The 23,909-nt window shown below is 52.2% G+C and carries 24 protein-coding genes, 4 tRNA genes and 1 pseudogene; 18 read left to right on the plus strand and 11 right to left on the minus strand.

From position 1 onward, the window contains the following. Positions 1–13: 13 nt before the first annotated feature. Positions 14–1,078: an alkene reductase gene (locus tag QWF21_RS12160; RefSeq protein ID WP_330088326.1), complete on the minus strand. Its 1,065-nt coding sequence runs from the start codon at positions 1,076–1,078 to the stop codon at positions 14–16. Between the two features lie 174 nt (positions 1,079–1,252). Here QWF21_RS12160 and QWF21_RS12165 point away from each other — a divergent pair. Beyond that, a pseudogene (locus QWF21_RS12165) lies at positions 1,253–1,504 on the plus strand (EamA family transporter); the annotation flags it as partial. On the opposite strand, the gene QWF21_RS12170 reads toward QWF21_RS12165, so the two are convergent. Further along, the gene (locus tag QWF21_RS12170) at positions 1,501–2,181 is read right to left on the minus strand and encodes a gamma-glutamyl-gamma-aminobutyrate hydrolase family protein (protein WP_330088327.1); all 681 of its coding nucleotides are present in this window, start codon (positions 2,179–2,181) and stop codon (positions 1,501–1,503) included. The pseudogene QWF21_RS12165 and the gene QWF21_RS12170 overlap by 4 nt on opposite strands. Beyond that, positions 2,166–3,149, minus strand: coding sequence for an amidoligase family protein (locus tag QWF21_RS12175; protein ID WP_330088328.1), 984 nt, complete (start codon positions 3,147–3,149; stop codon positions 2,166–2,168). The genes QWF21_RS12170 and QWF21_RS12175 overlap by 16 nt, the downstream gene beginning before the upstream one ends. Positions 3,150–3,294: 145 nt before the next feature. On the opposite strand from QWF21_RS12175, the gene QWF21_RS12180 reads away from it, so the two are divergent. Then, positions 3,295–3,963: a class I SAM-dependent methyltransferase gene (locus QWF21_RS12180; protein ID WP_330088329.1), complete on the plus strand. Its 669-nt coding sequence runs from the start codon at positions 3,295–3,297 to the stop codon at positions 3,961–3,963. A gap of 13 nt (positions 3,964–3,976) precedes the next feature. On the opposite strand, the gene QWF21_RS12185 is transcribed toward QWF21_RS12180, so the two are convergent. After that, a complete protein-coding gene (locus tag QWF21_RS12185) occupies positions 3,977–4,834 on the minus strand; it encodes a DUF72 domain-containing protein (RefSeq protein ID WP_330088447.1) in 858 nt (285 codons plus the stop codon). Positions 4,835–4,983: 149 nt separating this feature from the next. On the opposite strand from QWF21_RS12185, the gene aspS reads away from it, so the two are divergent. From aspS to QWF21_RS12265, 16 genes are all read left to right on the plus strand, one after another. Beyond that, complete coding sequence (gene aspS / locus QWF21_RS12190; RefSeq protein WP_330088330.1) at positions 4,984–6,744, plus strand: aspartate--tRNA ligase; 1,761 nt, start codon at positions 4,984–4,986, stop codon at positions 6,742–6,744. A gap of 2 nt (positions 6,745–6,746) precedes the next feature. Beyond that, complete coding sequence (locus QWF21_RS12195; protein ID WP_330088331.1) at positions 6,747–7,490, plus strand: YebC/PmpR family DNA-binding transcriptional regulator; 744 nt, start codon at positions 6,747–6,749, stop codon at positions 7,488–7,490. 2 nt (positions 7,491–7,492) lie between these two features. Then, on the plus strand, positions 7,493–8,014 hold the full coding sequence (gene ruvC, locus QWF21_RS12200) for a crossover junction endodeoxyribonuclease RuvC (protein ID WP_330088332.1): 522 nt from the start codon (positions 7,493–7,495) through the stop codon (positions 8,012–8,014). 9 nt (positions 8,015–8,023) lie between these two features. Continuing rightward, on the plus strand, positions 8,024–8,644 hold the full coding sequence (ruvA, locus tag QWF21_RS12205) for a Holliday junction branch migration protein RuvA (protein ID WP_330088333.1): 621 nt from the start codon (positions 8,024–8,026) through the stop codon (positions 8,642–8,644). 3 nt (positions 8,645–8,647) lie between these two features. Then, on the plus strand, positions 8,648–9,655 hold the full coding sequence (gene ruvB, locus QWF21_RS12210; RefSeq protein ID WP_330088334.1) for a Holliday junction branch migration DNA helicase RuvB: 1,008 nt from the start codon (positions 8,648–8,650) through the stop codon (positions 9,653–9,655). A gap of 663 nt (positions 9,656–10,318) precedes the next feature. After that, the gene (tolQ, locus tag QWF21_RS12215; protein WP_330088335.1) at positions 10,319–11,005 is read left to right on the plus strand and encodes a protein TolQ; all 687 of its coding nucleotides are present in this window, start codon (positions 10,319–10,321) and stop codon (positions 11,003–11,005) included. After that, positions 11,005–11,436, plus strand: coding sequence for a protein TolR (gene tolR, locus QWF21_RS12220; RefSeq protein WP_330088336.1), 432 nt, complete (start codon positions 11,005–11,007; stop codon positions 11,434–11,436). The genes tolQ and tolR overlap by 1 nt, the downstream gene beginning before the upstream one ends. Continuing rightward, positions 11,437–12,345 carry a cell envelope integrity protein TolA gene (gene tolA / locus QWF21_RS12225; RefSeq protein ID WP_330088337.1) on the plus strand — a complete coding sequence of 303 codons (909 nt, stop codon included), beginning with the start codon at positions 11,437–11,439 and terminating at the stop codon, positions 12,343–12,345. Further along, a complete protein-coding gene (gene tolB, locus QWF21_RS12230; RefSeq protein WP_407935292.1) occupies positions 12,345–13,694 on the plus strand; it encodes a Tol-Pal system beta propeller repeat protein TolB in 1,350 nt (449 codons plus the stop codon). Before tolA ends, tolB begins: the two co-directional genes overlap by 1 nt. Before the next feature lie 41 nt (positions 13,695–13,735). Then, positions 13,736–14,275 (plus strand): peptidoglycan-associated lipoprotein Pal, encoded by a 540-nt coding sequence (gene pal, locus QWF21_RS12235; RefSeq protein ID WP_330088339.1) that lies wholly within the window; start codon positions 13,736–13,738, stop codon positions 14,273–14,275. A 25-nt stretch (positions 14,276–14,300) separates the two neighbouring features. After that, the gene (gene ybgF / locus QWF21_RS12240) at positions 14,301–15,068 is read left to right on the plus strand and encodes a tol-pal system protein YbgF (RefSeq protein ID WP_330088340.1); all 768 of its coding nucleotides are present in this window, start codon (positions 14,301–14,303) and stop codon (positions 15,066–15,068) included. A 134-nt stretch (positions 15,069–15,202) separates the two neighbouring features. Then, positions 15,203–15,278, plus strand: a tRNA-Lys gene (locus QWF21_RS12245). Positions 15,279–15,304: 26 nt separating this feature from the next. Next, positions 15,305–15,380 (plus strand) — tRNA-Lys (locus QWF21_RS12250). A gap of 28 nt (positions 15,381–15,408) precedes the next feature. Then, positions 15,409–15,484, plus strand: a tRNA-Lys gene (locus QWF21_RS12255). A gap of 95 nt (positions 15,485–15,579) precedes the next feature. Further along, complete coding sequence (gene nadA, locus QWF21_RS12260) at positions 15,580–16,638, plus strand: quinolinate synthase NadA (RefSeq protein WP_330088341.1); 1,059 nt, start codon at positions 15,580–15,582, stop codon at positions 16,636–16,638. Positions 16,639–16,737: 99 nt separating this feature from the next. Continuing rightward, a tRNA-Ser gene (locus tag QWF21_RS12265) sits at positions 16,738–16,827 on the plus strand. Positions 16,828–17,035: 208 nt separating this feature from the next. On the opposite strand, the gene QWF21_RS12270 is transcribed toward QWF21_RS12265, so the two are convergent. Genes QWF21_RS12270 through QWF21_RS12300 form a run of 7 tightly spaced genes read right to left on the minus strand, consistent with a single transcriptional unit; the run spans position 17,036 to position 23,901 of the window. Beyond that, positions 17,036–17,872 (minus strand): hypothetical protein, encoded by an 837-nt coding sequence (locus QWF21_RS12270; RefSeq protein WP_330088342.1) that lies wholly within the window; start codon positions 17,870–17,872, stop codon positions 17,036–17,038. 3 nt (positions 17,873–17,875) lie between these two features. After that, positions 17,876–18,196: a hypothetical protein gene (locus tag QWF21_RS12275; RefSeq protein WP_330088343.1), complete on the minus strand. Its 321-nt coding sequence runs from the start codon at positions 18,194–18,196 to the stop codon at positions 17,876–17,878. Further along, positions 18,177–18,404 (minus strand): hypothetical protein, encoded by a 228-nt coding sequence (locus QWF21_RS12280; protein ID WP_330088344.1) that lies wholly within the window; start codon positions 18,402–18,404, stop codon positions 18,177–18,179. The genes QWF21_RS12275 and QWF21_RS12280 overlap by 20 nt, the downstream gene beginning before the upstream one ends. Beyond that, a complete protein-coding gene (locus tag QWF21_RS12285; protein WP_330088345.1) occupies positions 18,397–20,187 on the minus strand; it encodes a hypothetical protein in 1,791 nt (596 codons plus the stop codon). The genes QWF21_RS12280 and QWF21_RS12285 overlap by 8 nt, the downstream gene beginning before the upstream one ends. After that, complete coding sequence (locus QWF21_RS12290) at positions 20,184–20,477, minus strand: hypothetical protein (RefSeq protein ID WP_330088346.1); 294 nt, start codon at positions 20,475–20,477, stop codon at positions 20,184–20,186. The genes QWF21_RS12285 and QWF21_RS12290 overlap by 4 nt, the downstream gene beginning before the upstream one ends. Continuing rightward, positions 20,464–21,462, minus strand: a complete 999-nt coding sequence (locus QWF21_RS12295) for a hypothetical protein (protein ID WP_330088347.1) — start codon at positions 21,460–21,462, stop codon at positions 20,464–20,466. The genes QWF21_RS12290 and QWF21_RS12295 overlap by 14 nt, the downstream gene beginning before the upstream one ends. 9 nt (positions 21,463–21,471) lie before the next feature. Then, positions 21,472–23,901: a hypothetical protein gene (locus QWF21_RS12300; protein WP_330088348.1), complete on the minus strand. Its 2,430-nt coding sequence runs from the start codon at positions 23,899–23,901 to the stop codon at positions 21,472–21,474. Between the last annotated feature and the right edge of the window lie 8 nt (positions 23,902–23,909).

Consider the following 23,909-nt stretch of genomic DNA (forward strand, 5'->3'; position numbering starts at 1 on the left):
GAAACTTTACCAGTTAAGCATGTGACGGGTAATCACTGTACCCCTTAGCATCCTGGGTATAGAAGGTGGCCGGGTCCGGCTCGGCCAGAGGCAGTTGCTTTACAAAGCGCTCCACCAGATCCGGGTTGGCAATATAAGCACTGCCAAAGGCAACTGCATCCAACTGGCCGCTAGCCACCGCAGAGCTGCCCTCATCGAAGCTGTAGCCCATATTGCCAATCAGGGTGCCTTGGTAGTGCTCACGGGTGACGGAGACTACATCCGCCTGTTGAATGCCGGCAAAGTCGGCTCGCATCAGGTGCAAATAGGCCAGCTTAAAGCGGTTCAGCTCACTGGCCAGATACTGCATCAGCTCAATTGGGTTATCGTCCAGCATGCTATTAAAGCTATTGAGCGGTGATAAACGCAGGCCGGTGCGATCAGGGCCAATGGCATCGGTCACCGCAGCAATCACCTCAAACAATAAACGGGCACGATTCTCCCGGGAACCGCCGTAGGCATCGCTGCGCTGATTGGAGCTGCTGCGTAAAAACTGATCCAGCAGGTAACCGTTGGCACCGTGGATTTCAACGCCATCAAAGCCTGCCTCCATGGCATTGAGTGCCGCCTGACGAAAGGCAGCGACAATGGCTGGGATCTCGCTGAGCTCAAGTGCACGCGGTACCACGTAAGGTAGCTTTCCTTCCGGGGTATGCACCGTATCATCAATGGCGATAGCGGATGGAGCGACCGGAGTGGCTCCGTTATTCAGGGCCGGATGACAAGCCCGGCCACCGTGCCAAATTTGCAGGAAAATCCGACCGCCTTTGGCATGCACTGCATCGGTGACTTTACGCCAGGCGCTGATTTGAGCCTCTGAGTATATTCCTGGTTCGCGCCAAAACGCCGAGTTGCCTTCGGTGATCATGGTCGCCTCTGCAATCAGCAAGCCTGCACTGGCACGCTGCGCGTAGTAATCGGCCATGATGTCGGTAGGTACATGGTCGGCATCGGCCCGGCAGCGGGTCAAAGGGGCCATCAATATACGGTTTGGCAGGCGGAGTTTTCCAAGTTCAAGTGGGGTGAATAAGTCAGCCATAAGAAGATCCTTAGTTGATTACTTTTGAACACTGTGGGGGCGGGATCCTTACGATTAAATTGCATAAAATTCAGTTGAGTGTTCGATTTTTTGATTGTATCGCAGCAGCCGACTTAGCTGCTGTATCTTTGCACATGCTGCAACCTGGTTGTCTGGATGCTGCTGCGTGATCCGGCTGTGCTACTGGCTTTGTGGCAACGGCCACGCTTAACACTGCTGATCAGTGTCTGTAGTTGCGTGGGCTCCATTGGCTGGTTTACTGCCATGAGTCTGGAGTCGGTAGCTCTGGTAAAAACACTGGGGCAGGTGGAAGTACTCTTTATGCTGCTGATTTCGGCATTTTTCTTCAAAGAAAAGCTGGTGCGTAACGATCATCTGGGGCTTGGCCTGATCGTGTTGGCGGCTGTGTGTGTGATGTGGGCTTAGCTTGTTTGCTGTTTATGTGCTGCGGTTACTAAGGCCTTAAATAAACGGCGTTGGCGACCTAAAAACAGCAAAAACTCCGGGTGCCACTGCACCCCCAGCAGGTAAGGGTAGCTGGGATCTTCGATGGCTTGCACCAGTTGATCCAGATCCCGCGCCACCACCTTCAAACCATCACCGACTTGATTGATGGCCTGGTTGTGCAGGCTGTTGATTTTGCATTTAGGGCATTGCAGCAGCTTCGCCAGCAGCGAGTTGCCTGCTTCTAAACACAAGGTTTTCAGGGGCAGAACTGTCCAGCGATGCGAGGTTTTGTAGCGATGTTCTTTTAGCTGCTGATGCAAGTTTCCACCCCGGCTGACATTTAAAAGCTGGGCACCACGACAGATCCCGAGCAAGGGTTTACGCTGCTGCAAGGCTTGCTTGATCACCGCCATTTCCAGTTTATCCCGCTCCGGATCATACTTCGGGTGAACCTCAGGCTCAGCAGCGTAAAGCACCGGATCGACATCATGGCCACCGGTTACTACTACGCCATCGAAGCTGACGGATTGTTCGTGTTGGGAAGGCCGCAACTGCAGGGGCACTCCACCATAAAAGCGCACGGCCAGCGCCACTAAAAAGCGGGGGCCAAAGGCACCACGCTCGGGCCCTGTAATGGCAATTACCGGTTTAGCCATTGTTGCTCCAGTTGGTTGGGCCAGTCTTGCAGCAATTTACCCAGTGGCTTGTTTAACAGCTCCAGGTAGGCGGCTGCGCAGGAGCTTAGTTGATCAGGGGCTGCTACCAGTTGTTCTACTTTTATCCAGCCATTCCAGGCCCGGTGCAGGCCCCAGCCGGCCAGCTGGATTTCCGAGCTGGGCAGGCGGTAATGAAACGTCGGCCGGGCTTTAACCAGCTCGTCTTTGACGGCGGCTTTAACTCTGCTTTCATCCAACTCCATGAACAGCGGCAAACAATCCAGCGCCCGGTTACGGGTGGGATTATGCGTCAGGTAATCATCGATAAGCTGCGGCAAATCTGGCTGGTAATCGGCCGCCAAAATCAGCTTTTGGTAGGCTTTGGGGTATGGATTGATGTAACTGGTTAAACGCCGGGTGACGTCGATTTGCTCTTGTTGCAACAGCCAGTCGTGCAGGCAGACAAAGGCTTGCAAAAAGCGCAGCAACATTGCCGGATCCTTGGATGGGATCTCCGGGTTCAGTTGCAAACCAAAGGCATTTTGAAATTCATCGGAAGAGCCTTTCGCGCCTTGCTGCTGCAGTTGGTCAATAATGTGTTCGATATCCTTTAAGCGCTCAAACGGCAGCGGTGGGCTTACCAGCTCCAGTGGCACCAACTGACTGGCTAATGAGGCCAATAGCTGCTCAGCACTTTGTGACAGACTGCCGGGGTCTTGCTCAGTTTTACCCAGCTCTTTCAGTAAATGAAAATCCAGCTCCACCACCCAGTCACCGGCCTGATCGCCGGTTAAACGCAAATCGTACCGGCCTTTTTGCTCAGTGTTCAGCCCAAGCTCTTTCGCGACCAACTCAGCGAGTTCGTTCAGTTCAAGGCCACTGAGTTCAATTTCTACGCCAATGCGTCTGGGTTTCCCCTGGTGATTATTGCTAAATGGCAGTGGTAACAAGCGAACTTGTTCAGTCATGGTGGCTCCCACAGATGTGTGCCGAGTTGTCAGACAAGGCTGGTTCGGTTAGGCTTAGCGCCTATTGGTTCTTACCAGCCTAGAGCGAGCAGTTTTCGATGTCAAATCAAAGGCTCATGCCAGCATGTAATGAGTGCACCTCTCAATGAATACCGTACCACCGCTTTGCCCGCTGTGCCAATCCAACCAAACCCATCGGTACCATACGGAGCAGCGAGCGAAGGTGTTGCCCCGTGATTACTTGCGCTGTGGTAACTGTGCACTGGTGTTTGTGCCGGCTGTTTTTCATTTGGATGCTGCGGCAGAAAAAGCCGTGTACGATCAACACCAAAACCTGCCAGATGATGCGGGTTACCGTAAATTTTTAGGCCGTGTATTTGAACCATTGCAGCAGCGACTTCAGCCTGGCGCTGCCGGGTTGGACTTTGGTTGTGGCCCTGGGCCGACGCTGGCGCTGATGTTTGCAGAAGCCGGCTTTCATTGTGCCAATTACGATCTGTATTACTGCCATCAGCCTGAGCATTTAAGCCGGCAGTACGACTATATTGTCAGCACTGAGGTGGTGGAGCACTTAAGCGCGCCTGGCCAGGTGCTCTGCCAGTTGATTGGCCTGCTCAAACCCGGTGGCTGGCTGGGGCTGATGACCAAGCGGCTGACGACGGATGCGGCTTTTGCCAACTGGCACTATACACTGGACCCCACCCATATCAGTTTTTTTGCCGATGACAGTTTCCGCTGGCTGGCTGCACGTTACCAACTGGACCTTGAGTTCTGCGGCCCTGATGTGGTGTTGCTGCAAAAGCCAACGGCATAACGCTTATTAAGCTTTACCACAGCTCCGGCTGTATGCTGCTGGTTGTTTGGTGTTGCTCACCAGGCCAGGGACTGAGCACTGGGTGATCCAGGCCCAGATCCTGCACAAAAGCACGGCACAACTCAGGCGCGGAGGCATTGTCCGGGGTATGGAAGTAGCAGTAGGGCGTTTTGCCTTCATCCAGCCATTGACGGATTTTAGCCAGCCAGGGCTGGTAATGCTGACGGTTGATGGCGGCATCATCACAGCCGATAAAGCGCATCACAGGCGCATCGGTCAGGCAAATGGCATGCACCGGTAAACGAGGCTTTTTGCGCTGGGCATCAATCAGTGCCGGATTGCTGGCCGGCACCGCAAACAGAGCCCGGCTGTCAAAGACCACCCGCTCAGCGCCGTAATCACGCAGCAGCCGGTTTAAGCCCACTTCGTACTCGGCTTTGTCAAAAAAGGCCAGATGCCGGACTTCTACACAGCAGCGGACATCAGCGACCAGTGCATCCAGCATTGCGGCAATCCATGCCAGTTGCTCAGGGCCAGCAGTGGCTGGTAGTTGCAGGTGTACCTGACCGATGCGGCTGTGCAGCGGCTGCAGCGACTGCCACCAGTTTTTTAGCTCTGCCTGGGCATCGGCATTGGCCTGATGGCTGATACGCGAAGGCACTTTGAGCACAAAACGAAAATCAGCCGGAGTCTGTGCGGCCCAGCGCTGCAAGGCTTCAGGTTTTGGATCGGCATAAAAGGTGGTATTGCCTTCCACAGAGTTAAACACCTGGCTGTATTGCTGCAAAAAATCGGCGGTTTTGCAGTCTGCACGAAACAGGCTGTGTTTCCAGCTGGCATTGGCCCACATCGGGCAGCCAAGGTAGAGCATAGCAGCGACCTTTTGAAAAAAAATGCCATCATAGCAGAGGGTGCGGGCAGTGACATTGCTGTTGTTTTCTTTATAATGTCCCCCCAACTATGCCTGCCGGTTTTCCCTTGGTTGCAGGCTTTCACGACAGTTTTGTAAGGATTGAATGCATGCGCAGTCATTATTGTGGTTCGTTAACCGCTTTGCAGGTAGATACAGAGGTTACATTGTGTGGCTGGGTCAATCGTCGCCGTGATTTGGGTGGTTTGATTTTCCTGGACCTGCGTGATCGTGAAGGCCTGGTGCAGGTGGTGATTGATCCGGATGAAAAAGCCCTGTTTGAGCTGGCTTACACCCTGCGTAATGAGTTCTGTATTCAGGTCAGTGGCAAAGTCCGTGCTCGCCCGGCGTCTCAGGTCAATGCCGACATGGCAACCGGCGAAGTTGAAGTCTATGCCAAATCCCTGCAAATTCTCAGCAAGGCTGCGCCACTGCCATTGGACTCTAACCAAAACAACAGCGAAGAGCAGCGGCTGAAATACCGTTACCTGGACTTGCGGCGTCCGGAGATGACGGAGCGGTTGAAGTTTCGTGCCAAAGTAACCAGCTTTGTCCGCAATTTTATGGACAGCCACGGCTTTTTGGATGTGGAAACTCCGATGCTGACCCGGGCGACCCCGGAAGGTGCACGCGATTATCTGGTACCCAGCCGCACCCACAAAGGCAAATTTTTTGCGCTGCCGCAATCACCGCAGCTGTTTAAGCAGTTGCTGATGATGTCGGGCCTGGATCGCTATTACCAAATCGTCAAATGCTTCCGCGACGAAGACCTGCGTGCCGACCGCCAGCCGGAGTTTACCCAGATCGATATCGAAACCTCCTTTATGACCGCCGATCAGGTGATGGCGGTGACTGAGCAAATGATCCGTGAGCTGTTTCAGCAGCAATTGCAGGTCGACCTCGGCGATTTCCCCCGTATGACCTACGCCGAAGCCATGCGCCTGTATGGTTCGGACAAGCCGGATCTGCGCAATCCGATGCAGTTTGTTGATGTCGCCGATCTGCTAAAAGAGGTTGAATTTAAGGTGTTCTCTGGCCCTGCCAACGATGCCAAAGGCCGCGTGGTCGCGCTGAAAGTACCGGGCAAAGCAGAAGCCATTTCACGCAAAGACATTGACGGTTACACCGACTTTGTTGGCATTTACGGTGCCAAAGGCCTGGCCTGGATGAAAGTCAAAGCCGTGGGGCAGGGCATCGAAGGCGTGCAGTCGCCGGTAGCTAAGTTTTTAAGCGATGACATTGTCAATGAGATCCTAAGCCGCACCCAAGCTGCTGCCGGTGATATCCTGTTCTTTGGTGCCGATCGCTATTCGGTGGTGTGTGAAGCCATGGGCGCGCTGCGGCTGAAGCTGGGTGAACAGCATGGCCTGACCGAGCAGGGCTGGAAGCCGCTGTGGGTGGTCGACTTCCCGATGTTTGAGCAGGGCGACGATGGCCAGTTGATGGCGATACATCACCCCTTTACCTCACCAGTCAACCCGGATCCGGCGGCGCTGGAGCAAGCACCGGCTGAAGCGCTTTCCAATGCCTACGATATGGTCTTGAATGGCACTGAGCTCGGTGGCGGTTCGGTTCGTATTCACGATCCGGTGATGCAGGCCACGGTATTCCGTTTGCTTGGCATCAGCGACGACGAAGCCGCTGAGAAATTCGGCTTCCTGTTAGAAGCCTTAAAATATGGTACGCCGCCGCATGCTGGTCTGGCCTTTGGCCTGGATCGCCTGGTGATGCTGATGACCGGTGCAACCTCTATCCGTGATGTGATGGCCTTTCCAAAAACCACCACTGCGGCTTGCCCTCTGACCGATGCACCTGGCCTGGCCAATCCGGCTCAGCTGGCGGAGTTGATGATAGAGCTAACCAAGGAGTAAGCATGGCAGGTCATAGCAAGTGGGCGAATATTAAGCACCGCAAAGCCAGACAAGATGCCAAAAAAGGCAAAATCTTTACCAAAATTATCCGTGAGTTGACGGTGGCAGCACGCATTAGCCCTGAAGTGAGCTCCAATCCCAGGTTGCGGGTGGCGGTTGATAAAGCGCTGGCTGAGAATATGACGCGCGATACCATCGATCGGGCGATTAAGCGCGGAGCCGGTGCCAGTGAAGGCGAGAATTACGACGAGCTACTGTACGAGGGCTATGGTATCAATGGGGTCGCGGTCTTGGTGGAGACCATGACCGACAACCGCAACCGCACCGTCAGTGATGTGCGCAATGCCTTTAGTAAAAATGGTGGCAACCTGGGCACGGACGGCTCGGTAGCCTATCTGTTCAGCAAGCAGGGGGTGCTGTCGTATGGCAGCGACACCGACGAAGATGCGCTGATGGAAGCGGCGCTTGAAGCCGGTGCCGAAGACGTGCAACGCAACGAGGATGACTCCTTCGATGTACTGACCACGCCGGATACCTTTTCGGATGTCAAAGATACGCTGATTGCGGCAGGCTTTGCTCCGGCCAATGCTGAAATCACCCAGGTGCCCAGTACCAAGGTGAGTCTGGATCTGGAGCAAGCGAAAAAATTCCTCAAAATGCTGGATACGCTGGAGGACTTGGACGACGTGCAAAACGTCTTTCACAATGCCGAAATCAGCGACGACGTACTGGCGAGCCTGGAGTAAGGGTGGCCATTATTCTTGGCATTGACCCTGGCAGCCGTGTCACCGGCTATGGGGTGGTGCAGCAGCAAGGCAGCCGCTTTGAGTACCGCTCAAGCGGCTGCATTCGTTTACCTGACGCGGATTTGGCCGGACGCTTGCAAGTGATTTTCCAGGCGGTGACCGAGCTTATCAGCCAGCATCAACCCACGGTGTTTGCGATTGAGCAGGTGTTTATGGCGCGTAATGCAGACTCTGCGCTAAAGCTGGGCCAGGCCCGTGGTGCAGCCATAGTTGCAGCCACCAATGCCGGCCTGGCCGTGTTTGAATACTCGGCTCGCCAGGTAAAGCAAGCGGTGGTCGGCACTGGCGCGGCCGATAAAGTTCAGGTACAGCATATGGTCAAAGCCATGCTCAAATTACCTGGCACGCCGCAAGCCGATGCGGCCGATGCGTTGGCGGTGGCGCTTTGTCATGGCCATACCCAGCAAAGCTTAATCAGTCTGGCCGGCCAGGCCCGCAAAACCGTGCGCGGCCGTTTACGATAAGGAACCCTGATGATAGGACGATTGCGTGGTATTGTGCTGGAGAAGCAAGCCCCCGATGTGCTGCTGGAAGTCGGCGGTGTGGGCTACGAGGTGCAATTGCCGCTGACCAGTTTTTACCAGCTGCCGGAGACGGGCCAGGAGGTAGTGCTTTACACCCATTTTGTGGTGCGTGAAGATGCACAGCTGCTGTATGGTTTTCACAGCGCGACCGAGCGCGCTTTGTTTCGTCAACTGATCAAAGCCAATGGCGTCGGGCCTAAACTGGCGCTGACCATTTTATCCGGTTTAACCGCCGATGATTTTGTCCGTTGTGTGCAACTGGACGATTTATCCACCCTGGTCAAACTGCCGGGCATTGGTAAAAAAACCGCCGAACGTTTGCTGGTGGAAATGCGCGATCGGTTAAAAGACTGGGGTATGGCGCCTGCCGACAGTGCTTTCAGTAGTTTGCAGCTTAAACCGGTCGCAGTCAGCCTGACCGCCTCTGAGCAAGCCGAGCAGGATGCGCTTGGTGCTCTGGTGAGCCTTGGGTATACTCAGCAACAAGCCAGTAAAGCGGTGCAACAGGTAAAAACCGACGACATGAGCAGTGAGATGCTGATCAAAGCCGCCCTCAGGAGCATGATGTAAACCATGATTGAAGCCGACCGTTTTATTCAGCCCACTGCCAGCCGGGAAGATGAAGCCATTGACCGCGCTATTCGCCCTAAATTGCTGGCGGATTACACCGGTCAGCAGCATGTGTGCGAGCAGATGGCGATTTTTATCGAAGCGGCGCGGGGGCGCGGTGAACCCTTGGATCATTTGCTGATTTTTGGTCCGCCTGGTTTGGGTAAAACCACGCTGGCGATGATCGTGGCCAATGAAATGAAGGTGAACATCAAAACCACCTCGGGCCCGGTGCTGGAAAAAGCCGGTGATTTGGCCGCACTGTTGACCAACCTGGACGAAAACGATGTACTTTTTATCGACGAGATCCACCGGTTAAGCCCGGTGGTGGAAGAAATTCTCTACCCGGCGATGGAAGATTACCAGCTCGATATTATGATTGGTGAAGGGCCGGCGGCCCGTTCCATTAAATTGGATTTACCGCCCTTTACTCTGATTGGCGCGACCACGCGCGCTGGCGCCCTGACATCCCCCCTGCGCGATCGTTTTGGTATTGTGCAGCGGCTGGAGTTTTACAAGGTCTCGGAGCTGACGCAAATCATTCTGCGCTCGGCCAGTTTTTTGAATCTGGTGCTGGATGAAGCCGGTGCGACTGAGATTGCCCGGCGCTCACGCGGTACGCCTCGTATTGCCAACCGTTTGCTACGGCGGGTACGTGATTATGCTCAGGTCAAATCCAATGGTCAGGTGACGCAGCAAGTCGCCGCTGATGCGTTAAAGATGGTGGATGTCGATGCCGAAGGCTTTGATTACATGGACCGTAAACTGCTATTGGCCATTATCGAAAAGTTTATGGGCGGACCGGTCGGGCTGGATAACCTGGCAGCGGCCATTGGTGAAGAGAAAGACACCATTGAAGATGTGATCGAGCCGTTTTTAATTCAGCAGGGTTTTATTCAGCGCACCCCACGAGGTCGTATTGCTGCACCAAGAGCCTATCAGCATTTTGGCTTTGATCTGCCTGAAAACTAGCAGTTTGTAATTTCGCCAGATGTTGCACTGCGGTACGGCTTAGAAAGCAGGGAAAAAAAAAGCCCGCTCATTGAGCGGGCAAATGCAACAAGTTGAAGGAAGTGCTTCAATAAATCCAGGGAACATCTAAAGCAATAAAGTGAATTGGGAGAACTCAACTCTACTGCCATGTGATCTGTTCTAAAACAGTAAGCTATCTCACTGAGTTTGCGCTAGCTCAGAACACAGGGCGTATTCTAGGGAGTTAGAGCAAAGACTTCAAACGAGAAAAATTATCATCCAGCCATTAGATTTTGTAATGCATCATTCATCTGTTGTTCATGCGGATACTGTAAAAACACTTTCATAATGCCAATGCTATGGCCGCACGCATGCAATTTGTTTCTGAATTGATACTTGCCTGGTGGGAAATATAATTCATGCTTAATACTAAAAAGCCTTTCGCTTAAGTCAATGGTGATTGGTCGTACTTTCTGGCTTTTTGAGCGCAGTGCCGGAACTTGCTGCCTGGCGGAAAGTCTTTGTTCTGTTGGCTTAAAAGTATTTTATGGCAATTGTCATACACCGGTTGAGTTCGCAAAATGGCTGCCCTATGATAAGCACTGCGCGAATTCAGCCAATTGATGAATGAATCAAATATCAAACTCTCAGAGGTAGTGTCCAGTGTCCGGTGAAATTTCAGTTATAGGCTTGCTGTTTGAAGCAGGAATTATTGTGCAGGCCGTTATGCTAACTTTGGTTGGCATGTCTATCTTATCCTGGGCGATGATCTTTCAGCGCAGAAAAGTTTTAAAGCAAGCCAGTGCCGAAGCAAAACGTTTTGAAGATAAGTTCTGGTCTGGCATCGATTTGTCAAAACTCTATACCGAAGTCAGCGCCCGCGGCCAGGTGACGGGTTTAGAAGCCTTGTTTAAATCTGGTTTCAAAGAGTTTGTTCGCCTGCACAAAAGTACCCGGCAGTCCGGCGCTGTGATGGAAGGCACTCAGCGCGCAATGCGGGTTGGCTTATCGCGAGAAGTTGAGCGCCTGGAAACGCATTTACCTTTTCTGGCGACTGTAGGCTCTATCAGCCCTTACATCGGGCTGTTTGGAACCGTTTGGGGCATCATGAACTCCTTTATTGCTCTTGGCTCAGTGCAACAGGCTACGCTGAATATGGTGGCTCCTGGGATCGCCGAAGCTTTGATTGCAACGGCCATGGGCTTGTTCGCAGCCATTCCTGCGGTGGTTGCCTATAACAAATTCTCGCATCAGGTAGAGTTGCTGGAAAGCAGCTATGTCAATTTTGTGGAGGAGTTTGCCAATATTCTCCATCGTCAGGCGACGACCAATGCAGTCGAGGCCGCTTGATGTACATACGTAAAAAGCGCCGTATGATGGCAGAAATCAATGTAGTGCCATACATTGATGTAATGTTGGTGCTGCTGATTATCTTTATGGTGACGACTCCGATGCTAACGCAAGGAGTCAAGGTCGAGTTACCAAAATCTTCAGCGGAGCCACTGGAGCAAATGGCCGATGGTAAGATGCCTTTGGTTGCAACCGTCGATGCCGCAGGTTTGTATTACTTTGAGAAAGATGCTGAGACTCACGGGCCCTATACTTCGGCCGAGCTGGTGAATGAAGTCGCCAGTTGGTTGACTATTGAGCCAGGCACTCAAGTAATCGTTAAAGGTGACCATACCGTGAGTTACGATGCAGTGATTCGCTTGATTAATTTATTGAAAAACGCAGGTGCGCCATCGGTGGGGCTGATGACTGACCCGGGGGAGGGCAGTTAGATGATGCAGCGGGAGTTCAAAACAGCTTTAATGATGTCGCTGTTGCTCCATCTTGGCTTTGTGGTCATTTTGGTGATCAGTAATTTTGCACCAAGTCCCAGCCTGAAGCCAACGCCAGTCACGGTATCTGCATCCTCTGAACCAGCAGCCCCGATAGAAGCTGTGGCTATTGATCAGCAACAATACGAACAAAGGGTGCAACAGTTACGGGATCAGCGGGAGCAAGCTCAACGCGCTGAACAGCAACGCATCGCGGATTTAGAGCGCCGGGCCCGGGCGGCGGAACAAGCCAGAGCCGAGGAAGAGCAGCGTATCCGTCGTTTAGAACAGCAACGCCGTCAGCAAGACGAAGCTGCACGACAAGCCGCTGCTGCCGCTGCAGAAGCGCGCAGGCAGCAGCAACAGGAAGCCGAGCGGGCTCGGCAAGCTGAACAGCAACGTCAGCAAGCTGAAGCTGAAGCCAGAGCTGCTGCTGAGCGGCGCAGGCAAGAGCAGGAGGCGGCTGAGCGTGCAGAGGCTGAACGGGTTCAACGCGAACGCGATGCGCAATTACGCGCCCAGCAGGAGCGTGAGTTGCAAGAGCGGTTAGAGCGCGAAGCCCAGGCACGGCAAGCGGCACGTCAGCGTCAAACCGTTAGTGAGGTGGAGCGCTTTACGGCTATGATCCGTGACCGTATTCAGCAAAACTTCCGTCAGGATGAGCGGATGCGAGGCCGGCAGTGTCGGATTAATATTCGCCTGGCCAGCAACGGCTTTGTGACCAATGTCAGTGTACTCGACGGAGACCAGTTGGTGTGCGACGCAGCATTACGGGCAGTAGAGCGCGCTGGAAATTTGCCTGTATCGCAGGATCCGGCAGTGTTTGAGCAACTGCGTAATATTAACTTAACGATGGCCCCAGAACTTTAATTATGAGAATTATTCAATTTAGTTTAATCCTTACTTTACTTCTTAGTTTGGGCGTACAAGCACGAAGTGCGCTGGAGATTGTAATAACGGAAGGCATTGATTCGGCCCGGCCTATCGCTGTGGTTCCTTTTCGGTTTGAAGGGGTGAATCGGCCTACAGAAACCATCAGCGATGTTATTGCTGCCGACTTAATGCGTAGTGGCCAGTTTAACCCTACGCCAGTTGTTCGGATGCCTCAGCAGCCTCACCGTGCCAGTGATGTGGACTATGCCGCCTGGAGCAAAGAAGGGGTGGAGCATCTGGTGATAGGCACCATCCGTGAAGTTGGTCCGGATCGCTACACCGTATCCTTTGAGTTGATTGATGTGGTGCGGGGCAACGCTGGTTTAAGCCGTCAGAGGTTGAATCAAGGGCAACTGGTGCAAGGCCAGGAGCATATACTGGAAGCGCGTGAAACCACCATTTCAGGCAGCCAGGTGCGTCAGTTTGGCCACCGCATCAGCGATATTGTCTATGAGCGATTAACCGGTACCCGTGGTGCATTTTTAACCAAGATAGCCTATGTACTGGTACAGCATGGTGCTGAGTTCCCATTCCAATTGGCGGTTGCCGATTACGATGGTGCCAATCAGCAAATCCTGTTGCGCTCAGTTGAACCTTTAATGTCGCCCAGCTGGTCACCTGACGGTACTAAGTTGGCCTATGTCACCTTTGAGCAACGTCAGGCACAAATTATTATTCAAGATATTTATACCGGGCGTCGCAGTGTATTAAGCAGCTTCCCTGGTATCAACGGTGCTCCTACCTGGAGCCCTGATGGCCGGAAAATGGCAATGGTGCTGTCAAAAGATGGCAACCCGGAAATCTATGTGATGGATATTGCCAGCAAAGAATTAACGCGTATCACCAACCACCGTGCAATTGATACTGAACCTGCCTGGTCACCGGATGGTAAAGAAATTATTTTCAGTTCGGAGCGAGGTGGTAATCCGCAACTTTATAGCGTAAATTTACAAACTGGAACTACAAGGCGATTGACTTTCGAAGGTGAGATGAATCTAGCCGGAACCTTTACTCCGGATGGCCAGTCCATTGTGATGGTGAATCGTAGCCAAGGACGTTACCAGCTTGCCCGGATGGACCGACAGACCCGCTATATGCAGGTTCTGACTACCACCAGCCTGGATGAGTCACCCAGCATAGCCCCGAATGGGTCTATGGTGATTTACAGCACCACGCATGGGTCCAGACAGGTGCTGGCTTTGGTATCTATGGATGGTCGTTTTAAAGCCCGGTTACCAGCCGCTGAAGGTGAGGTAAAATCACCAGCCTGGTCGCCATTTTTATAACAATGAAATTCAATCATTCAATCTATTAAGGATATGTTGCTATGAAGGTACAACACGCTTTGAAAGGCATTTTGATCGCGTTGCCAATTTTAACATTGGCCGCTTGTAGTTCTACGTCGCAAACCAGTGTTTCGGATGCCGAAGCTGAAGCAGCGCGTCAGGCGCAAATGGCGCGTGATGCTGCAGTGCAAGTAGAGCGGGCAGAGCAGGCCTTAACACCAGCTGAGCGTGTGCGTCAGCAGATGGAAACCTTGCGTCAGGAAAATGTGATTTACTTTGACTTTGACCGTTCAACCATCCGCCAGGAGTTTGTAGAAAGCCTGCGTGCTCATGCCGAGTTCTTGCGTAATAACCCATCTGTACGCGTTACCATCGAAGGTCATACCGATGAGCGTGGTACGCCAGAGTACAACATTGCCTTGGGTGAGCGTCGTGCTCAGGCTGTGGTGCAGTATCTGCAGAACCTGGGAGTACCAGCGAACCAAATGCGTAACGTAAGTTATGGCGAAGAGCGCCCGGTGGATATGTCACGTACTGAAGCTGGTTTTGCCAAAAACCGTCGTGCCGTACTGGCGTATTAATTCCTGTTAAGAGAAGCGTTGTGAGATGAAAAAACCATTGATAGTACTGGCAGCTATGATGTCAGCCACCGTGTGGGCAAATCCTGCTCCGGTTTCTGATATTAGTCGCAGTCGGGGCGGGCAATCACAAGCTCCGGCTGGCAGTATGGAGCAGCGACTGGACGCTTTGGAGCGGATAGTTGAGGCGCGCGCCAATGCTCAGCTTCGGATGCAACAGCAACTGGAGCAATTACTGGATGAAGTATCAGAGCTACGGGGTCAAACCGAGCTGCACAGCTATCAATTGGAAGAAATTGTACAACGTCAACGTGATATCTATCAGGAAATTGAGCGCCGTATGGCTTCGGGCTCAGCGACGGCTCCTCAGCAGATAGAAACCAGTATTGACCCAGTCACTACGCAATACTCTACCGATGTATCAGAAAATGACGCCTACGATCGCGCAGTACAATTGGTATTGCGCGATCGACGTTACGATGCTGCCATCACAGCGTTCGAAGGCTTTTTGCAAAGTTATCCTAACTCAGTCTATGCAGCCAATGCCAACTATTGGTTGGGCGAGCTGGTACTTCGTGACAATGAGCTATCCAAGGCGAAAACCTACTTCCAGCGCGTGGTGCAAAATTTTTCTGATTCCAGCAAAGTACCGGATGCATTGTTTAAACTGGGGCAAATTGCGGAGCGGGAGAATAACCTGGATGCTGCAAAAGGCTTCTATCGGCAGGTTGTACAACAACATGCAAACGCTCCGGCAGTGCGTCTGGCGCAAGGCAGACTGGACAGCTTAAATTAAGAAAAAGGTTGCAAGGCTGTTGTCATTTTCAGCAAGTTGCTTTCTATTTAAGCGTTTAACCATTGGGAGCACACTTTTTTAGAATTTTCGGTTGCACTGACGGCTGAAATCAGTAAGATATGCGTCCGCGGCGAGGGTCATTAGCTCAGCTGGTAGAGCAGTGGACTTTTAATCCATTGGTCGATGGTTCGAATCCATCATGACCCACCACCGCCTCTTTGTGACAGTTCTGAATTGGGTCATTAGCTCAGCTGGTAGAGCAGTGGACTTTTAATCCATTGGTCGATGGTTCGAATCCATCATGACCCACCAAATTCAGTTCGTTCACACATCCCTTTGGGGGTCATTAGCTCAGCTGGTAGAGCAGTGGACTTTTAATCCATTGGTCGATGGTTCGAATCCATCATGACCCACCACTTTTTTCATCGCAGTAAAGCACACCGCAAGTTTTGTCATTTCCCCTGCTATCAAGGTATAATGCTGCCCTTTATCGGTAACGAAGACTGGCACGATGGAACAAAGTTTGTATTTCGACGAACAGCAGTTTGTTTTTCCGCGCAAGCCTATGCCACTGCAACAAGATCAAGCGGCAGAGTACAAGGCGCGTATTAAAGCCTTATTACAACAGCACAATGCGGTGCTGGTGGCACACTATTACACCTCGCCTGAAATTCAGGCACTGGCAGAAGCAACCGGTGGCTGTGTGTCCGACTCGCTGGAGATGGCCCGCTTTGGCAAAGAGCATCCTGCTGATACGCTAATCGTGGCAGGGGTTCGCTTTATGGGCGAAACGGCCAAAATCTTAAGCCCGGAAAAAACCGTGCTGATGCCAACGCTGGAGGCGACCTGCTCACTGGATTTAGGTTGCCCGGCCAAAGAGTTCTCCGATTTTTGCGATGCCCACCCGGATCGGGTGGTGGTAGTCTATGCCAATACCTCCGCCGCGGTTAAAGCCAGAGCCGACTGGGTAGTGACCTCATCCATTGCCCTGGATGTAGTGGATTACCTGGACAGTCAGGGCAAGAAAATCCTCTGGGGCCCGGACAAGCACCTGGGTGCCTACGTGCAAAAGCAAACCGGTGCCGACATGCTGCTGTGGAACGGGGCCTGCATTGTGCACGACGAGTTCAAAGCCAAGGCCCTGGTTGAGCTTAAGCAGCAGTACCCCAATGCTGCTGTGCTGGTGCACCCGGAGTCGCCGGACTCGGTGGTACAACTGGCTGATGCAGTCGGTTCTACCAGCCAGTTGATCAAAGCCAGCCAAACGCTGCCTAACGATACCTTTATCGTAGCGACCGACAAAGGCATTTTCTACAAAATGCAACAGCAGGCGCCCGGTAAGACCTTTATCGAAGCTCCAACCGGTGGCAATGGCGCAACCTGCCGTAGCTGCGCTCACTGTCCCTGGATGGCAATGAATGGCTTACAAGCCATTGAGGCAGCATTACTGGAAAAAGAAGGGCACGAGATTTTTGTGGATGAAGCATTGCGGCATAAAGCCCTGTTGCCGTTGGATCGGATGCTGAACTTTGCCAAAGAGCAGCAGGTTGCAGTAAAGGGGAATGCCTGAACTGGTTAATTTGCCAGCAGAAGGTTGCAATGCAACAGATAACTGTTGCAACAAGTCCGCTTTTTACCTAGTATAGCGGCGCTCGCTACGGCGAGTATCGGAGAGGTGGCTGAGTGGCTGAAGGCGCACGCCTGGAAAGTGTGTTTAGGTTAACCCCTAACGAGGGTTCGAATCCCTCCCTCTCCGCCATATTCAAACAAAAAGCCCCTAGCGAAAGCTGGGGGCTTTTTGTTTGACTGCGGAGCAGGGCGGTCTTGGTACGAACCCTCCGGTTCGACCAATTCGTCAGGAACGAATTGGAACTGTAGCCGCGCGATTAGTTTGAGAAATTGCGCAGGGTAGTTTGAGAAATGCCAGGCATCCAGATCGCAGGGTAGTTTGAGAAAAAGAGCAGGGGTTACCTGCTCTTTGCTTTAGTGATTAGTAGGGCTGTGTTTGCATCGTGGGCGCTGATGTGGGATGCGCAGTGTGCAGCTGCATCGAGTAGCAGGGTGATTGCTTCGTAATGTTCCTGACCTGTTTCATCCATCCTGTATGTCAGCTCTTTAGCACTGAATAGCAGTGACTGGGCTTCACTTCGCTCAGCGTGTGGCAGGGCATCGATCATGTCCTGAATCACATCCATGCGGTTCATAACCGACTGCTGACTGTTTAAAAATGTCAGAATATTAAACCCCTGGATCAGGCTCTTAAATAGCTTTTTTATATTCTTTGGTTGGCTCATTAATTTACTTTCCATGCCGACAGGCACAAACAGCAGTGCCAGAATTAATGCGTTGTTGATGTTGCTCTGGGCGGAATACCAATACCACAGCCACCAGCTATCAGTACTCCAGTTAAGATTGGGCTCAGCCAGTGTATTGAGCCCGACAATGTTTTGATCCAGGTGCATCAGGATGTTGCCGAGCACATCAATAGCCAGCAGTAGAATAACTGTCCAATGCACCCAGTACAGCCGGAGCTGCTGCACGGGTCTGATGGAAAGGATCAGCGCGATAATCGCCAGGCAGGCACCGCCCCATAAGATGTACTGGAATGTGATGTGCTCATGGTAGGAACGGCCATCAAACAGCTCAGCTGTTACCCAATGAGTAATTGCATAGCCGGCTGCGAGTAAGCCAGCCAATATGGTCACTGCCTTTAGATCTGGCCGCCTGGCCATGTTGTAAAACATGGCCAGAATGAACGCGATGATCCAAAGACTATTCAGGATGAATGCAGTCAGGTTGTCCAATGCTTAGCTCTCTGTCTGCTTATCTTTACCACCGGTACCACCTGAGCCAGGGCCTTGCGGTTGCATTGGTGGTTGATCATCGACACTTATACACTGTAACCAATCATCAATGTCGAGGATTGAGTCACAAGGGTCATCCGATGCCATGGCTGTGCCCATGAAACAGGTGAAAACTACAAGCAATGCTACTTTCATCATTACATCTCCTTTTTGTTGTTGGAAAATTACCTGAAATTGCAAAAAATATCTCATCAGTAGTTTTATTAAAAAATGATATTTTGCTGATATGGCTGTTTTTTGAACGTTAAACGTCAATATCTGCATGCGGCAGGTCTGCGGCTACACCTATTACGCGGCCATCCTCAATGTACGCTTTGTTGCCAATATCTACCTCTTGTCCCAGTACTGTGATGCTTGTACCGGCCATTAGCTCGACGGTGCTTGTACCGTCGGCGTTGTGATTTGTGACTGTGGCCACAGTTCGGGTTGCTTTGGAAGTGAGCACCCGCAGGCGTTGGTAGCTGTTACTCATAGCTGCGTAGCGCTCCCACATTTTGGCGAACCGTAATAGCACCGTTGCTGTTACGTACTGCTGATAAAGACAGGCTATCGACCGTTGCTTTATAAATGTCGGTTTGCCAGGTAACGCCAAGCAAGGTGCCTGGCAGGCACGGGGGCAGGGTTGCCATCACCGGTAATGTGATAGTAATGGCATCTTTGTAGCCACTGTCAGCCAGCTCTGCCGTACCGCGCATGCGGGCTGCCTGGTTGTCTGTGATAAGTGCGTCGACTACATCCGGGGCAATGACATCGCCTGCTGTACCAGAGCGGCGAATGCCACAGCTCACACCTTGTTGCTCGCCGCGAACAAAGATTTTATTAAATAGCGGGTTTACCTGGGGGCGCGTGCTGTAGGACAGGATCACATCATCATGCACGGCAATATCTGGGGTAGCACTGGCCATTGCCCATGGCACGACTGGCCAGCGTGGGCGAACTATCAGAGTATTTGTTTCACCATCGGGGTACAGCATGCCTCCAATAGCCGCCACTACCTTGGCAATGGCTTCCATCTTGGTTTTGTTCTGATAACTAAATGCACCGGCAGGCACATTAAATGCTGTCATCTGATAGTCCAGTGTCCAGCTGGTACCGGCTAGTTCGTCCGTGATTAGCGCCGCTACGCCTTTGGCTGTTGCGTTTGTGTAAGAGCGGGGGGCAACATGCGGGCTTGCAAGAGCTGCGATGCTGCTCCGGGCTTCTACTGTCCAGGCCGTCTGACCAAACTGGTGATCGAGTGATGGCTGCTCAGCCAGGCCATAAAACTCAAAGCCGTTGATCACCAGCTTAAACAGTTGGGGGCCACCAGCAAACAGCAGGTCTTTATCGCCTCTGCTACCACATGCCAGGTTGATTGTTGCTGCCCAGCTGCTGCGGTTGATGCTGAATGAGGCGCTGATGATATTCACCTCTTGGTTGTCGCTGACTCGATAGCAGCGTAGTTCTGGCTGCATGATGTAGCTCCTGCGCCGTGGGGGCGTTATGGGTTTGGTGGTGTCGATGGTTGGTTGATCCGGCAGTGGCCGGATTAACCCGCCGCCAGAATCTAACTCACAAATTATCGGGTTGTTGTCGTTGTTAAAGCGCAGGGTTACCGCCCCGCTGGCAGGCTCTGTCGGGTCGACAAACCGCAGAGCAATTGGGCTTTTCTGCAGCCGGTACCGGTTGCTGCACAAGTAACTTGGTGGCCGTGGCCCCCAAGGTGTTTGCTTGGGCAGGGCTATTTCGCAATCGTAGCGCCAGATGGCGGCCAGCTGCTGCTGGCTTAGTGCCGGGTAGTGCCATGCCGGAGCTTTGGTTGATGCTGTTATCGGCAGATGCTGCCAGAGAACTAGCCAGGCCTGCTGCTGGTAGGGCGATATTGCCCAACTTGTTGCTGTGCTCTGAGTGCGCAGCGGCTGGTCGCCCCAGGCCGATGAGATTTGTTGCTGCTTTAGGCTAATATAGCGCCATGCAAGCGTCACATGCTGCATGGTGATATCCGGCGATTGCCAGGGCAGTTGCAGTGCTTTGGTCGTGGCGCGTTCTGCGGTCCATGCCAGCTTTACCGGTTGCGTGATATCGTTGTTGGCCAGCCAGGCGGTTTTGATAAAAGCTGCCATAGGCCGTTCTGGCCGCCAGCTGGTTGTTAGCATCATACCAATCGTTGGGTTTTGGATTGGTACCGGTGGTATCACCGAACCATCATCACCAAATCGAAGTGTAAGCGGGCTGACAACCCCTTGGTTGATGCTGGTAAAGCGTAGCTCTATCATGGGTTAAAGTTAACCGTTCGCGCATCAACCAACTGGGCTTGCACTTTGTCATTGCCGGCCATGTTGTACTCGTTGTCATCGTCCAAGATCATCACCATCAGATCATGCTGGTTGGTGTGTTCAAACGGCACTAATACGCGAGCAATATTGCTGGCTGGCACGGGTGCATGCATCAGCACCATCAATGTACGCCGGTGCATGATCAGATAACGCTCGGCATCGATATCGATGTCAATCTCTACCAGCCCCCGGTGAACCGGCACGTCTTTTTGAGGCTCAAACTGGTACATATGGGTTTATCCATTCGTCCAGTTTGATTGCAAACATACATGGGCCATTGGATGGATTTCGTAGGAGCCAATGCTGACATCCATGCACGTCAATTAATGTCGGCCAACTGTAACTTCGCCATCCTGCATAAATCATCTGGACGAGGCCTGGCAGCACACCACGATATGTAGGGGATAAGCTGCTATTGAATAATGCGGTACCCATGCGATCAGTGCCTGTTGTCACACCAGACTCACCTATCATTTTAATAAAAACTGGATATGTGATCTGGGATTGAGCTGGTACATCGTTAAAAATTGCGGATGATGTGCTATCTGTCGGGTAAATTACGCTGAGTCCATATGATCTATTTTGCGCATAGCCGTCCGCATCAAATATCAACAGGCAGTTAATACCATTGAAATTACCGTTTGATGATAACCAATCCAGGGTACGTGACCATCCATATCCAGTGTCGTTATTCAGCGAGGGTGAAACAATAGATATGCAGCGAGATACATCTGATGATATCGCTGGATAATAATCACCGAAAAACATTGTTTGGTTTATGCCACTTGTTGGTGTGGACATCGGCACATCTCTCGATACAAAAAAGTATACAGATGTTGATGTGCCGATTAATGCCCATCTGTCGATGCCGGCGCGCAACTCAAAAGCCTGTGTATATCCCTGATGAAACAATTCATTTATGGCCGTCATGCTGACCGCATGCGTAATGCGCATCAGTGCACCAGCACTATTTGAGCCATTATCGCTAAAAAACTTCACATAGCCGCCACTACCGCCATCGGACACGTTATTGCGAAATGCCACGGCTTGGGTGCTGGCATTGTAAAACGGGCGCGTCCAACCGAGCGGTGCTTTAGTCCCATAGCCATCGACCAGGCACTTTGTAAGAATATCGATAATCTCACTGGGAGTGCGGCTGCTGAGCTGCGGCGCACCCGGATCGTCCCACCGATAAACTGTTACTGGCTGTCCCATGTTTACTCCTTACTCTGCATTACCACGGAAATGCAATCTGATTGAATCCTGCTCGATTTGGCTATGGCCAGCGCTGACTGAGCGCAGCAGCACCAGCGGGCGGCTTGCTGCGATGGTGTTAAAGCGCAGGCACTCGCCAGGGTTCCATCCGCCGCCCCAGCCGCTGGCCCGGATCACAAAATAAGGCTCACCGGTGTTGGGGTTGATTGGTGCGAAGTCGTTGAGGGTGTCGCCGGTGGCGATTTGCCCCAGCTGCTCGCCCACGCAGCGGTATGATGTTGAACTGCCAATAAAAATAATTACCCAGCGTTCGTTGATGGCAGACTGGTTGACTACCTCAATCGGGTAGTTGAGCTGGTTAAAGCTGGCTGTGGCCGGGTCGCCGGTGATGGTGTCGCTCCAGACGTTTTGCCAGGTTGTCATATCAAACAGGTTACTGACACTGGCCTGCAGGTCTTTCAGGATTTTCACACTGCTGACAACTGTTCCAGGCGGGAATGTGCCGATTGTTGATGCAACCCGTAGGGTGTTTTCGCCGACCTCAGTGACCAGTGCCAGCTCGCTCAGTGCATCGATGATTTCAAAGGGGCCGGTAAAGCCATCCACATCAACAATAGTGAGCACACCGGTGTCTTTGTTGTACTCAAAGTGTTGATCGAGCGGGTGCCAGAGGCTTTGGCCTTCACTATCCACAATGTCGATAAAGCTTTGCGGGCGCAAACTAAAGGTTTGGGCCGGTGTCAGCTCTGTCACGCTTTGATACTCGTTATGACTTAAATTTATTACCCCAAAAGGCCGGAACAAAGGCACGCGACCGCCAGCAACGAGGCGCAGAGGGTTAACCCCATACAGGTCAACGGGTGGTGTGAGTACTACGATTTCATCCACGTTGTAAAACAGCGTGCTTAGGCGCACAGGGGTATTGAATGACAGCTGTACGGAACTACCTGTCACTGTGCCACTGATATCGGTACCAGTGATAGTGCCGTTGCTGTCGGCGCTGGCTGTTAGTAATGTGCCCCCGGTAGTAGTGACGCTAATGTACAGGCTGCTGGTTACGAACTCTGCAAAGGGGATGCTGAATGTCGTGGTGGTTGATGATTCACCGCTGGCGGCCATGTTCTCAATGACAGATTCAAATTGCAGATCTTCGTAGTTATTAAAATAGGTGGCGCTACCATCTTCCGGGTCGATTATCGCTGCAAGTGTATAGTTGTAGGTTGCGCTGTTGAAGACCATCATCCGGGTTGCATCTGTTGGATCCGGGCTAACGCTGTAGCGCTGAGAATTCGTAGTGCGCAAAACGCTGCCGCTACGCACAGTAGCGGGCAGGATGATCCAGTTACTTGGTACTGCGTTGGCATTGCTGTAACTGGCATAGCGGGTGGAGCTGTAATACTGGATGGTCAGGTTTGTGCCGTTGTCGGCGTTGAAATCCAGCACAAAACTTAGCTCATTGCCGCTAAGTGATGCATCACTCAGTGTCCTGGTACGAGGTTTACCGCCTGATGTGTACTCAATAATAAACTGGTTAAAGGGCGTGTTGGCAAAATCGGTTATCTCGATAGTGTAGCTAAGCCCAGCAGCAGGCAGGCTAATCACGCTCCGGATCATGCCTTCATCACCGATGAAAACCTGGTTAAATGGCCGGGATTCTGTTTGAGTTATGCGCGGCAATACAAGGCCCGATGTTTTCTCAACTTTCAGCGTAGTGCCAGCTAATGTGTCTGTCAGGACTGTAGTGCCGTGATAAATGACCTGATCCGATGATGTCACGGCCCTAAGCACGGTGCAGCGGGTTTGGCTGTTGATGCTGGTGTTCCTACCAGGGGCCGATTTAGGTAAAGGGGGTTCAAAATTAGCTTGGGTAGTGACATTGCCATTACGCTCGAAGCCGGTGATTTTGCAAAAGTGGGTAAAGCGTGGCCAAGTGGCGCTTTCCGCACCGGTATACTCGACTGAAATAGCGACTACTTGCCCAGGCTCTAGCCAAACTTGGGGTTGCTCGCCATCTGGCGCTGCCGATGGAAGCAAATCCAACATATTAATGGATGTTTGGCCAGCAACCATTGCTGACAGGCCGGTTCGTAGTGCAAAGCCAGGCACAATCCCCGACTCAATGGCGGCAATAATATCGCTGCGTTCGCTGGCTTCATTGATGTTAGGGGCCTCAATGAGCATTACATCCACCAGTGGATCTATTGGTGGCTCGTTGATGAGCACATGCGCATCTTGCAGCAGCTTGCGGTCGTTGGTATGGACTGATGGATAAACTTTTGAAATGTCGATGGCAGACTGGGCGTGTGCAATGTCACTGATATTGCGAAACACATCGTTTAGCTTGCCGTTTTCAACCTCGTTGCCGGTGCGCTGGCCGCCACCATTCTCGTTCTGCGTCATGCGCTCGGATTTGAAGATTTTTAAGTCTGTGCGTAGCATTTAATTGC

The organism is Alkalimonas mucilaginosa (assembly GCF_036327005.1).
GTDB lineage: Bacteria > Pseudomonadota > Gammaproteobacteria > Enterobacterales > Alteromonadaceae > Alkalimonas > Alkalimonas mucilaginosa.

What these genes read in the sequence shown, in the direction of transcription:
- QWF21_RS12185 (WP_330088447.1), bottom strand. Translation starts at nt 4,834, where the DNA reads ATGCTCTACCTTGGCTGCCCGATGTGGGCCAATGCCAGCTGGAAACAC.
- ybgF (WP_330088340.1), top strand. Translation starts at nt 14,301, where the DNA reads ATGAAAAAACCATTGATAGTACTGGCAGCTATGATGTCAGCCACCGTG.
- QWF21_RS12195 (WP_330088331.1), top strand. Translation starts at nt 6,747, where the DNA reads ATGGCAGGTCATAGCAAGTGGGCGAATATTAAGCACCGCAAAGCCAGA.
- QWF21_RS12280 (WP_330088344.1), bottom strand. Translation starts at nt 18,404, where the DNA reads ATGAGTAACAGCTACCAACGCCTGCGGGTGCTCACTTCCAAAGCAACC.
- nadA (WP_330088341.1), top strand. Translation starts at nt 15,580, where the DNA reads ATGGAACAAAGTTTGTATTTCGACGAACAGCAGTTTGTTTTTCCGCGC.
- QWF21_RS12285 (WP_330088345.1), bottom strand. Translation starts at nt 20,187, where the DNA reads ATGATAGAGCTACGCTTTACCAGCATCAACCAAGGGGTTGTCAGCCCG.
- QWF21_RS12175 (WP_330088328.1), bottom strand. Translation starts at nt 3,149, where the DNA reads ATGACTGAACAAGTTCGCTTGTTACCACTGCCATTTAGCAATAATCAC.
- tolR (WP_330088336.1), top strand. Translation starts at nt 11,005, where the DNA reads ATGTACATACGTAAAAAGCGCCGTATGATGGCAGAAATCAATGTAGTG.
- QWF21_RS12300 (WP_330088348.1), bottom strand. Translation starts at nt 23,901, where the DNA reads ATGCTACGCACAGACTTAAAAATCTTCAAATCCGAGCGCATGACGCAG.
- aspS (WP_330088330.1), top strand. Translation starts at nt 4,984, where the DNA reads ATGCGCAGTCATTATTGTGGTTCGTTAACCGCTTTGCAGGTAGATACA.
- QWF21_RS12160 (WP_330088326.1), bottom strand. Translation starts at nt 1,078, where the DNA reads ATGGCTGACTTATTCACCCCACTTGAACTTGGAAAACTCCGCCTGCCA.
- QWF21_RS12295 (WP_330088347.1), bottom strand. Translation starts at nt 21,462, where the DNA reads ATGGGACAGCCAGTAACAGTTTATCGGTGGGACGATCCGGGTGCGCCG.
- QWF21_RS12180 (WP_330088329.1), top strand. Translation starts at nt 3,295, where the DNA reads ATGAATACCGTACCACCGCTTTGCCCGCTGTGCCAATCCAACCAAACC.
- tolA (WP_330088337.1), top strand. Translation starts at nt 11,437, where the DNA reads ATGATGCAGCGGGAGTTCAAAACAGCTTTAATGATGTCGCTGTTGCTC.
- ruvB (WP_330088334.1), top strand. Translation starts at nt 8,648, where the DNA reads ATGATTGAAGCCGACCGTTTTATTCAGCCCACTGCCAGCCGGGAAGAT.
- pal (WP_330088339.1), top strand. Translation starts at nt 13,736, where the DNA reads ATGAAGGTACAACACGCTTTGAAAGGCATTTTGATCGCGTTGCCAATT.
- QWF21_RS12170 (WP_330088327.1), bottom strand. Translation starts at nt 2,181, where the DNA reads ATGGCTAAACCGGTAATTGCCATTACAGGGCCCGAGCGTGGTGCCTTT.
- QWF21_RS12275 (WP_330088343.1), bottom strand. Translation starts at nt 18,196, where the DNA reads ATGCAGATATTGACGTTTAACGTTCAAAAAACAGCCATATCAGCAAAA.
- QWF21_RS12290 (WP_330088346.1), bottom strand. Translation starts at nt 20,477, where the DNA reads ATGTACCAGTTTGAGCCTCAAAAAGACGTGCCGGTTCACCGGGGGCTG.
- ruvA (WP_330088333.1), top strand. Translation starts at nt 8,024, where the DNA reads ATGATAGGACGATTGCGTGGTATTGTGCTGGAGAAGCAAGCCCCCGAT.